General features: G+C 42.4%; 5 protein-coding genes and 1 pseudogene. All 6 read right to left on the bottom strand.

All coding sequences use genetic code 11. From position 1 onward, the window contains the following. Positions 1-173: 173 nt before the first annotated feature. Positions 174-2,087: a hypothetical protein gene (locus O9295_RS11120; RefSeq protein ID WP_288032969.1), complete on the bottom strand. Its 1,914-nt coding sequence runs from the start codon at positions 2,085-2,087 to the stop codon at positions 174-176. A 107-nt stretch (positions 2,088-2,194) separates the two neighbouring features. Continuing rightward, positions 2,195-5,152: a DUF6603 domain-containing protein gene (locus O9295_RS11115; protein WP_288032968.1), complete on the bottom strand. Its 2,958-nt coding sequence runs from the start codon at positions 5,150-5,152 to the stop codon at positions 2,195-2,197. 52 nt (positions 5,153-5,204) lie between these two features. Further along, a complete protein-coding gene (locus O9295_RS11110) occupies positions 5,205-7,550 on the bottom strand; it encodes a tail fiber domain-containing protein (RefSeq protein ID WP_288032967.1) in 2,346 nt (781 codons plus the stop codon). 47 nt (positions 7,551-7,597) lie between these two features. Next, positions 7,598-7,792 carry a hypothetical protein gene (locus O9295_RS11105; RefSeq protein ID WP_288032966.1) on the bottom strand — a complete coding sequence of 65 codons (195 nt, stop codon included), beginning with the start codon at positions 7,790-7,792 and terminating at the stop codon, positions 7,598-7,600. After that, positions 7,785-11,162: pseudogene (locus tag O9295_RS11100) on the bottom strand (hypothetical protein); the annotation flags it as partial. The pseudogene O9295_RS11100 and the gene O9295_RS11105, both read right to left, overlap by 8 nt. A gap of 27 nt (positions 11,163-11,189) precedes the next feature. Beyond that, a partial coding sequence (locus O9295_RS11095) for a transposase (protein WP_071784045.1) occupies positions 11,190-11,301 on the bottom strand: 112 nt, incomplete at its 5' end.

Raw genomic sequence — 11,301 nt, 5'->3', positions numbered from 1 at the left:
GGCACTTTTTGAGGAAAAAAAAAGTCTAAAAGTCTTATCCAACAAGGTTTTTAGATTTATTCAGCAGACCCTACCTAATTTTCAGGGAAAAAGTACCTCAATTTTCCCCCTGATCACTCCCATGCCTGGTACTTTTTGATTTCCCAAAAGTCCAAAGACATTACCCAACAACTCTAACCCCGTGCGACAAATCTAACTTTGGGCGATCCCTCAATCATGGTTGCTGCAAATTGAGCAGAAGTGAAATCGTAGGGGACATTTAACCCTTGTTTGAGCCTCTCGGCCATTTCCTCAATATTAATCACTCCTAGATTTTCATTTCGGAAGGGAACCTCTATGTTCTCCGTCTCTTGCTCACCATCGAGTTGTCGTAGTCCTTTAGTAATCTTAGTTCCTTTTTTAATCGGATCTACACCACAATTAACGGATGATCCCTTAATTGAAAGGTCAAGGGTTTTAACTTCCCCGGCAAAAAAACAGAGTAAGATATTATCTGATAGCAGATCTCTTCGGAGTATGGTTAGTTTATTCTCTGGTGCGACAAAATCGATTCCAGTTACGGGATTGACGTAACCTTCTATTTCTAAACCGGGCCAACCGGATACTACTTCTGAATTTAATAAAAAGCCAGTAATAGTTTTATCAGACTGGGTTTTGCTTCGGGGTAAACTGCGAATAACATTTAATTGTAAGTCTTCTTTCGTAACTCGTCCGACACTAAAAGCCCCATCTTGTAAGCAGTCAACCCAATAAGAGTCTATCCAAAAGAAGCGTAAAGATTCGGGGGGAAGTAACCGTGTATCGGGAACCAGATAGTTAAAAGGAACGTTTTTGAGTAATTCTAAATCTTGGAACCAATTGGCGATCGCTGTTGGTATATCCCCGTTAGTTTCAGTTGTGGCTTGGAAAGGTAGGTGCAGTACTTGTTGCTGTATCTGATGTAAGTCCTGAGCTTTAGAGCGTTTCCAGTTAAAAATCTCAACAGCAAGGGGTTGATTTTGTAGGGTAAGCATTCGTCCTAATTGCCAAGCCATAGCGTAGGAAACATCAAACATACCCGTATTAGGATCATAACGCATCAATTGATCAGCTATAGGAACAGGAGCAGTTAGGTTATCTTGGCTTTGGCCTGTACTTAAAGGACTATGATACCAAGAAATTGTTTTATCTCCTTGTCGCAGAGCGTGGTGGAGAGGTACATAACCTAAATCTAGGTATTGCTTTGCTGGATTATTACCTTCGGAGGGAAGTCTGAGGGTATCGGGGTCGCGATTAATTTCTTTGAGCAGGGCATCGAAATTGTGCTTACTATTAACACAGGCAAAACTCCAACTGACAAGGCTGACTAAGCGGATTAAATCGTTAGGTCCTGCGCCTTGATAGTCAAATTTTCCAGATGTTCCATTATAGCGTTCTTCAATATAGCGTTCTTCAAGGGCGACTAAATGAACGGTACTCACTTCCCCTTTCTTGGGTAAACGGTTGCCTAAAATAGTGGCTAAAGGTTCACTGAGAGATTTACCTTGATCGTTAGTTATTTGGTTAATATAAGCAAGGAGAGCTATATCTTCTTCCGAAGGCAGGATTTTTTCTAAAATGCCTTTAGGAACATCAATTACCGTCACCACATCTTCATCTTTTTGTCCAGTTTCATAGTTAAATGTGGGAAATTTAATATTACCAGAAGTTGGTTTGAGTTCCTTTAATTTAATTGTTTTTGGTTCAGGTTTTTCTGATTCCTGAAACAAAAGGAGAGCTAACCAAGGGAGCTTAGAATTTGTTGATTTGATAGTACGCTCCCAAGGCAGAGTACCACGTTTAAGGATGATATGGGGCAGGGCATTAGAATACTCGCCCAAGTTTCCCGCAGGGGGAAAAACGGCATAAATGCTATCAGGAGTTAGGGGAGCAAAACGATGGCCATCTACATAAAAGGTAAGCTCTTTACTGAATGTCTGCTCAGGTATTTTCTGAGAGTTTTTGGTCTTAACAGTTTGCTCAACTTCCACTGTATAAGTACCACTATTTAGGGGAGGTTGACGATGTTCGATAAATTGAACTTTAATGTTAGTAGCTGAGGTGGACATAAGATTAATCCTTTTGGTAAATAGGTGTTAGAGAGTTGTTGAAGGAGCTAGTTCGGGCGAAAGCTTAATAAGGGCGGGCTAGAGATACCGCCCTTACTTGATCTGAATTACGCTTTAACCTGGGGTGCAATGACAAAAGAATTGGCGACAGACTCAGTTAATTGAACATCATTGTCTGGATTAAAGCCGAGAGATTGTAGAAGATTTTTGCGATTATTTTTAGTATTGTTAGTTACAATACTGTTTTTGACCGCAGTAGTTCTCGTTGCTTGATTATCGGCTGAAACCCCAGAAAAAGCCGTCATATTTTGCCAAGTGTAAACCTTATCTATGGCGGTGGTATCGTGTAGCAATTCGTTGACATCAATACTATTAGTGCTACAGACATCTTTCTTGATTTGAGGAACAATACGGAAACCTGAGAGAGTGTTCTTAACAAATTGCTGATCGTTAGCTTCAGGGAGAAGAATTCGTTCTGAGTCTTTACCCTTTACTTTCGTCAATTTAACCTTAGCATCGCCCCAAAGTGCAGTTGGTACATCTTGAGTTATCGGGATAAATTGGAACTCGTCCTTATCAACAGTTACTGAGCCACTTCCTACCTTTTCCTGCCGTTTAATCTTAATGTTATAACTCGTGTCTAGTTGCTCTTTTGTAACCCCCATAGAACGAATCCCAAAATTAGTTTTTGCCTCGCCAATACCGAGAGATTTTTTATCGTACAATGCTTGCTTGCTGGGGATAGCAGAATTAACTACTAGCTCTAACTCTTTGGGATTGACGACAAAGGCGACTTCTTTGGTTGTTGCTGGTGAGAGTTGTTTGGTGACTCCTTGATTGACAACAACACTACAAACGTCTGCAGCTGTTGATGAACCTTGTGCTGTTGATTTCGCAGGGGGTAAGAAGGAACTTTGGAAACTTTCCCAATCGATAGGCTCTGGTAAGCGAGAAGATTGATCGCCAAATTCCACAGTGACTTTGACGAAGATAATTCTAAATGTGGCTGTACCGGCAAATTCTGGACCCCAAATATGGAGTTGCACCCCTAAACTAACCGGTCCAAGTATTCCATAGCCAGCTTGAATCCTCACTTGTACTAGGATTTCGTAGTAGTAGGGTTTCCAAGAGATGAGGAAATGAGCCTCAGCGACAAAGTTAGCCCACAGTTTACCAAGTTTGAAATTGGCTTCTAGTCGGCCACCGGCCATGATGGCATGAGCGCACAGAGCAAAGTATTTTTCTCCCTTGAGGGATAGGCAATTCCCTACTTTCCAGTGGAAGCCTAGACGAGGGACTGTAGGATAGTGGGCAGGTTTTTTGAATAGGGGGTGATAACCACCTAAAGTAATGACAAAATCACCGGCATGAGGGCCAGAAACCCAGAGACAGACGGCAAAGCCACCAGTTAAGCGACAATCTGGGGATAAGAGATAGCAATCTGAGGCTAATTGACCTTCTATGGAGATTACTCCTTCACTCAGAGAAAATCTGGCTCGTAGGAGCATCGTCATATTGAGAATACAGCTTGTATTTTTCGAGTCTTTTGCCGGAGTGGGAATTTTCATCTTGGCAATTCCCAACAGGTTGATCTCGAAATCTTCCCCAAAGGCGACGGTTAGCAGCGCAAAGCAGTCTAACATCTTGAAGCAGGTAAACTTGAGTCCGATGGCGACAAAGCCGGAGCCGATGGATATGGGCATATATTCATCCATCTGGCCCAGTTTTTTGGTAATCAGTTCACTATCATCGGAAAATTTACTGTCGCTGGGTTCTACTGCTTCGGCAACTAGGGGAAAATCTAGTAAATTGTCGATGGAGGGTACTTTTAGATAGCGATTGTAGCCGAAACCCAGAGCAAATCCCGTGATAATGAAGGAGGGATCAACTACTATAGTGACGTTGAGAACGGCATATAGAAATAGGGAGGGTTCATTGTTGTAGTAGGCATAGGCACCGATGGCGCTGACACCAAAACTTTTACCTGCTAGATCAAATTTGAGTCTGGCTAAACCCAGATATTCTTCATATATGCCGTTCTTACGCAGTAAGGCCCCGCTTATTTCGATAATTGAATTTTTGTATTCTATGCCAATGCCCGATATTTTAAAGGATGGTTTTAAGTTGGCTAAGGCAATGCCAACACCTAAATCGTCGCAAGAGAGGGTCAAGCCAGCGATTTTGAGAGCAGCATCAATGACGATGCCGATTTCTGGATTGTTTGCTTTTTCCTCATATTGGAAGCCAATTTGTTTAAGTGAAAACGGTCCGAAGGTTTTGTCTATATCAAACCAAACGGCTAAGTTACTGTTGGTGACTGTTTCTTTTTCTCCACCAGGAGCTAATTCTTCTTTTTCTCCTTCTGCTTGTGGACTTACTGGCAAGCTCAAAATCTTAGCAGCATCGGCTAATCCCAATTGACCTGAGAAGCTAAAACCTTTACGGACAGAGAGTTTGGCTTCGCTTTCTTGTGTACCCTCTTCTTTAGGAACTGGCATTGGGGGGATGAGTTTTTCTTCTTCGTCGTCGGGTTTGTTAGGGATTTTGTCGTTTAAAACGCGAATTTCTTTAATGGTAAAGGCTTTAGAAGCGGCGACAAGTCGCAGGGATGGAACTAATTCTTTTTCACCGACTTCATCGGAGATTAAACCACGCACTACGGGAAGAGATTTTAATTGGATTTTGGTGGCGATATCTAAATCTAGGACAAACAGCCATTCTCCTTTACTTGTTTTCTGTTCTTTCCGGTAAATCACCATCAGATTTTTGAACTTGATCGATTTATCCTTGAGTCCACTTGGTAACAAGTCAGCGATGCTTGTATCTAGGGTTGCCATCAAATCATTGAGGGTGATACTGAAGGGGTCTCCTTTTTCTTTAGCTGTATAGGCGACAATGGTTTGACCTTCACTTGGTTTTTTGTCGGGTTTAGTTTCAGAGATAAACTCGATGTCTTTCCCGATAGAAATTGTTATTTTTGGACCTTTTGCCGGTGCGTCATTTGAGGTTTTTGAAAGACCTTTTTCCAGTTCTTCTTTTAATTTGGGTTCGGTGTTTGTAGCCATGGTTTGTTGGGGGATTTGGTTGATGAGTTTTAAGTGCAAAAAATGAATAATTCTACTGACCAGCGGTGAGTTTCTGATTTAACTCATTAACTTTGTTCTCAAGTCGTTCAAGATAATTTTGCTGATTTTTGAGAACCTCATTCAAGTAGATACACATCTTCTTATATTGAATACCATCCGGCCGCCCAGATCGGTCATAAACAACTAGACTTTTTAGCCCAACTTGGTCAAGCTCCTCAGCTATATAGCCAAATTGCCATTCATCTTCATTTCCATGACCTTCCTTCATTTGGTACGCTTTAGGTTCTAAGGTCAAGATTTTTTGGAAATCATCTTCTAAGGGCATTATGTTTTGTTTGTATCTTTCAGATGATCCTTCGCGGCAAATTACATTATACAGATCACCCTTCGCCTCGTGTCCCCATGTTACATCATAGACATTAGGACCATCCCAAACTGGTACATCGTCTAAACGAATACGTTTGGTAACATGAAGTTGAGCTTGGGGCTCGTTAGTACCAATGCCGACATTGCCAGAGGCATTAACTCGCACTTGCTCTATACCATTTGTGTAAATAGCTAATACGCCATCTCCTTGATGCTTTAGCCCAGTGTTATCATCACCAATTGCTAGATGAATTTTAGGAGTAGTCGTACCGATGCCGACATTGCCACTAATAACCGCATTCCCACCATTCACATGAAGTTTAGCTGCGGGAGTAGTCGTACCGATGCCGACATTGCCACTAATAACCGCATTCCCACCATTCACATGAAGTTTAGCTGCGGGAGTAGTCGTACCGATGCCGACATTGCCACCTCTTTTTAAAACGATTCCTTGATTCCACTCCCAATCTCCAGACTGGTTATCATGAGTGATTTGCAGAAAGTCACCATTCTCGTTGGGACGAGTGTAAAACATGAATTTTTTGTTGTTTTCATTCTTCCCTAAAACTATATTGCCGTTAACCTGAAGTTGAGTATCTGCGTGAATAGTCGTAGTACCGATAGCGACCTTACCACCAATAACCGCATTCCCACGAACATGAAGTTGAGCTTGGGGATTAATACCGATGCCGACATTGCCATTTTTATCAACTCGCACCCGCGCAAAATTATCTGTGTAAATATCTAATATGCCATCTCCTTGCTGCTTTAGCCCCGTGTCATCATCACCAATTGCTAGATGAATTTTAGGAGTTGTAGTACCAATACCGACCTTACCACTAATAACCGCATTCCCACCAACATGAAGTTTAGCTTGGGGTTGATTAATACCGATGCCAACATTCTCCTCACTATACAAAAGTGGCGTTTTTTCGATAGGTATAACTAGCCGCCCATCGGGATAGCTACCAATGTTTTGATAGTCAATATATATACAAGCTAGTCCAGAAGCACTGCTTGTTACTAAATTGGTAATTGATAGCTCGATTCCCTGTCCTGCTGTTAATTGCTTCGGGGATGCCTTGGGTGTAAAACTCCACTGAGTGGAATTTGCCGTATGGTCTGATGCCCAAGAATTGTTATCTGTTACTTTGATTTGAACGCCGTTTAACTGGCTAGTTGTTGCCACCAGTGCGTCTGGATGATTTCCCTGCTCAAAGCTGACAATAAACTTTGAACTTTGGTCTAATGAGAGAATTGGTCGCGTGTTATTAGATAAAGGGGAATTGAGTACCTTTAATTTCAGAGTGTTTTGAGTAGTTCCATCATTGAGAATCGCATTAGAACCTAAGACCCGAAATTGTAAAGGAATTTGCGTCTTGCGGAGATGATTGATTACAGAAACCGCGTTTTTGGAACTTACTTGCTCCTTAAGTGGGGTTGCTGTTGCTGTCGCCGTTGGTTTGCTCGAAATTAGACCGATTCCACCATACAACAATTCAACATTGCTGCTTTTAACAGTGCGATTATTAGCTGTAAGTTTCGAGAAACTTATTTGAATCTTCTCCGTTGGTTGTAACGTCAGTTCAGTTGTGCGAAGAAAATACATCGAGAAAAAGTTTTCTTCTTCGTTATAATTGACGATCCAATCGTTAGTATTGTCTATTGTGATCTCACTAGGGTTAAGCCCTAAATCTTTTTGCCAACGAAGTTGAAAATGGCATCGTTCCGGACTAGCCGCATTAGCGCCTCCTTGTGCAACAGTAGCTAATTTTTCGGGAGGAGAGTTCAAGACAGGGCTCAAGACGATGATATTTTTGCTAACATTCAACACCTCTAAATGTAACTTTGAGGCCTCATTGCCATCTTCTAAATAGATGGTGTTAATAAGGTCAGCCTTGCCGCTCTGTCCGTAATAAAACTGAAATACCAAAGGCTGTTGGGTTGTCATATTGTTAAGATTAATGGCCTTTTCCTTTTGAAGAATTTCTGGGGGAACTGGGTTAATCATGATCATTACTCCTTGAGAAAAAAGAAATTGTTTTTTGTGGTTGGGTTTTACTCGCTGACAGTTGGGATTTCTTGAGTCCATGAATCGGTTGATTCAGGTTGCTGTAATTGGGCTTCTCCTTGTCTCTGGATTTTGCCAATCAGTTGATAGACTTGGCGGTAATGCATAGTACCCAAAGCTTCTAAAACTTGGTTGACTTCCCCCAAAGTTAATTTGAGGGAAATTTGTTCAGCTTCATTCATTAGTTTCTGTTTTTCTGGTTAATTTTAGCCAGCCATCATAGATTTTTTGTGGACTGGAGTAAACGGACTGAGAATCAAAGGGAACTAGGGGACGATTTGACCAGGTATTCCCTTCTTTTCCTAACCAAGACCACTCATAATTGGGTACTTCGGGAAGGGAAAGCTTGATCTGATCAAGATCATTGATTGGGTTAAGATCACTCAGAAGTGGTGCCGCTAAAAAGGTAACTTCGATCGCTTGTAAAGCAGGTAAATACTGTTCCGGCGGAATAGAAATACTCTTAGCAGGAAGTATGCCACAAGTCGCGTTAACTTGTCCACGAGGGTCGATTAACATCACTAGAGTTTGGGCTGTATTTTCCTCTAAGGTTTGCTCCAGATTCAAGGGAGTGTCAGGGGTGGGATCTTTTTCATCATCAAACAGGGTTTTGATCTTTTCGTGGGGAACATAGCAACTTTGGGGAGCATAAAAAATGTCTCCTGCGTAAGAAGTGCCATTGGCGCTTTCTATCCAGTAGCCCACTAAACTATCGTTAAACTGCTGATATTCACCAATACGGATGGGGAATTTGACCTGTTCAAAAGCGTCCGTCGTTCGCAGCTTATTGCCGAAGATGTCTTCAGAGAAGGATATCCTGTTCTGGCTAACGGCGGGTATGCCTTGGATATCTAGATTGACGCGTGAGCGCACTAGAGCTAAAGGTCGCGACACTAGCAAGGAGATGGCTTTATTTTGAGCAAATCCTTCGGGATCAATGGTTTCTAAGGCTGCATTGACAGTGGTGAGGAAATCGGACATAAATGCCGGCCCTTGATCACTCAGATACTGGACCATTTGCTTGAGATAGGGGTTAGTCTGATCAATAATTTCCTGAATTTGCTCCTCAGTGTAATCACGTCCCGGAACAGAGCGCAATCTAGCGGTGCGGTCAATCATCACTAGAGCATTGCCCTCATCATCATAAATAGTCAGGCTGTTATCTAAGTTGTTGGGCAAAACCCAGCCACAGATTGGTTTGGTGGCGAGGGTATCATTCATTTCCTGATCTTGTTTACTGCTTTTACTGCGGCGAGTCCCCTGTGGTCGAGTGGCCGATAGCCAGCGAAAATTCAAGCGGGCGGGTTGGGCTAAACGGGGTGGCAGGTAGATGGGATGGGATGATAATACATTAGCAAAAGCTGTTGGCAGTGTTAGGGGTTGGCTAGGGACAATCTCACGGCGATTGTTAGTGTCAAGCACGACATTAACCTGTCCAAAGGTATCCACAAGTCGTAAATCAGTAATCTTTAATCCTCCTACACGAATGGGACTAAAATCGAATCCAGTTAAAGGCGATCGCAAAAGACTGTCCGGTACGAGACGAGAGCTAAGTTCTAAAGTGTTCTGCACGTTTTTCAGGAATTCTTTTGCTGGTCCAGTTGCTGCAAGTAGATTATCGTTGACATCTAACTGAATTGTCCGACTATAGGTGAGTAGTGCATCACTAAAGCCGCCGAGACTCTGGGCGAGACAGCCGTTAAGAGATTGCAGTTGTTGATAGGCCCGCAGCGCCGTAGAAAAAGGATCACTAGCTGTGGGGTTTTTCTTGTCATACCACCCCTTGACAACGGTAAAATTCTTGACCAGGTAGTCCTCGGTTTGGTCGTCTGGGGATATATTTTGTTCTTGGTAATAGTCGGGCAACAAATACTTGGTCAAGTAATCTATAAGATTGTCCTTGAGCAACATACTAGCCGAGGAAGAGAGAAAACTAGCTCCCCTGTAAAGGTTGGGATAATCAGCCAAATTACTCGCGCTTGCAGCCGTCGGGGTAATTTCAAGGCCATCGACTGGCAATTGATAGTTCTTTTTGATGATGTCAGGAGGGTAGTTTGTGCTTTGATTGTATGTCTCGCTTTCTATTTTATGGTTTAGCCCTTTCAATTGCACTTGCCATTCCAACAAGAAAGGGTTCCAAGGCTGATTTTTCCATTGACGGAAGCCAATTTTTTCCGTGGGTTTGTTGCCAAAATCGTTGAGAAATTGGACAAAAATATTTAAGGTGTTGTCAGATAAGCTCTGCAAGTCAATGGACTGAGTTAATAATTTACATTGCAGCAAACCATCTGTCCTTAAACGCTCGTCGTCACGGTTGCGAGTCGGTTTAGCGACTTCCCCAGTCATTAAAACTACGGGATCATTTGGCTGCCAATAGCGAGGACCTGGAACTATTTTGATGGTGTAAGATGGTCGGAACAAACCAATTTTGTCTTGGTAATCCCGGTCAATTGCGGTCGGAGATAGGGGGTTTTTGTGGAAGCTAACGCTGGCGATGCGTCCCCGTAAACGATGGCTACCGGAAGAGTTAGACATTAAATAGACGGTGTGACTAAAGGAGTTATTAGCCTCTAAGTGGAGGAAAACCCACCGATTCTTAGGAATTGCTGTCCAGTTAATCGGTCCGTTTACCTGTTGTCCGTTAATGTAAATTTTTTGCCAAGTGCTGCTAATTCCATTAGTAGAATTAACATAAAGGCTGGTACTTCTCACCTCTAAAAGGGAACCCTGAACTCCCTCTGGTATGTTTACCCACATCGAGAGGGACTGGATATTTCCTAAATTAGAGATTTCATAATTCTGATTGCCATCGAAAGATAAACACTTCATGGCAATATCGTCATCCACTAAGGTAGAATCGCCAGTGACTTGGACTGATTTTTTGGGAGCAATTAAACGGGATTCTTTGTTAAACTTCTGAACTTCAGCAATTAGTGTGTTAATCGACCCAGCAAGTCTGCTCGCTTTTGAATCGCTGTCAAAATTTGAATTACTGTCAAAAGGTCTGTTAATCGACCCGGCAAGTCCGCTCGCTTTTGAATCACTGTTAAAAGAGGAGCCAGAAAAATTCTTAGGAGCAGCAGCGCTGATAATTTGACCTTCTGTATTTTTCTGTAAGTTCAAGACCCCAGCAGCTTTGATGGCATTCTCTAAGGCTTTTACCCCATATTGATTGTTATCCGCAGTGTCCTTAAGGAGCCTTTGGACTAAATCACTGTCGCTTCTTCCGTTGATAATATTAACTGCGGTTCCCAGTGTTTGTATTTTGCTTCTATCTAGCAAGCTTTTCTCCTTATCCCGATCAGGAAGAACATAAGTGGCCAGCATATACTTATACCAATCAGCATAGACTTGTTCTCGAATTGAGCCAACTTTTGCTAATTGTTGGTCGTATTCACGCTGTGCTTCATTAACTTCACTGATGCGATCGCCGATGGCGGCGGATAATGTCACCTGCATTATTCCCTCGCCTTGCACGGCATTTGCCTGGTTGGCACTTCCCGACTGGGAAATTTTCGGATCAGATTCCGGCACTACCTGCCATGATATCTCTGGCTCTTCGTTACCCTTTATGCTAAATCAACAGACAAGATGCCAAGATAACATACTTCTAACCCAAAAATTCCGAAAGTTTCTAAAGCCATAGCCTCTCCGTTTTATTAGTTTAAGTTTATTGTTGATTCCCTCGACC

It is taken from the genome of Microcystis sp. LE18-22.4A, from assembly GCF_027531105.1.
Classification (GTDB): Bacteria; Cyanobacteriota; Cyanobacteriia; order Cyanobacteriales; family Microcystaceae; genus Microcystis; species Microcystis aeruginosa.
Note: the sequence above shows the minus strand (reverse complement) of the source record. Positions and strands in the feature narration are given on the sequence as shown.

What these genes read in the sequence shown, in the direction of transcription:
- O9295_RS11110 (WP_288032967.1), bottom strand. Translation starts at nt 7,550, where the DNA reads ATGATTAACCCAGTTCCCCCAGAAATTCTTCAAAAGGAAAAGGCCATT.
- O9295_RS11105 (WP_288032966.1), bottom strand. Translation starts at nt 7,792, where the DNA reads ATGAATGAAGCTGAACAAATTTCCCTCAAATTAACTTTGGGGGAAGTC.
- O9295_RS11115 (WP_288032968.1), bottom strand. Translation starts at nt 5,152, where the DNA reads ATGGCTACAAACACCGAACCCAAATTAAAAGAAGAACTGGAAAAAGGT.
- O9295_RS11120 (WP_288032969.1), bottom strand. Translation starts at nt 2,087, where the DNA reads ATGTCCACCTCAGCTACTAACATTAAAGTTCAATTTATCGAACATCGT.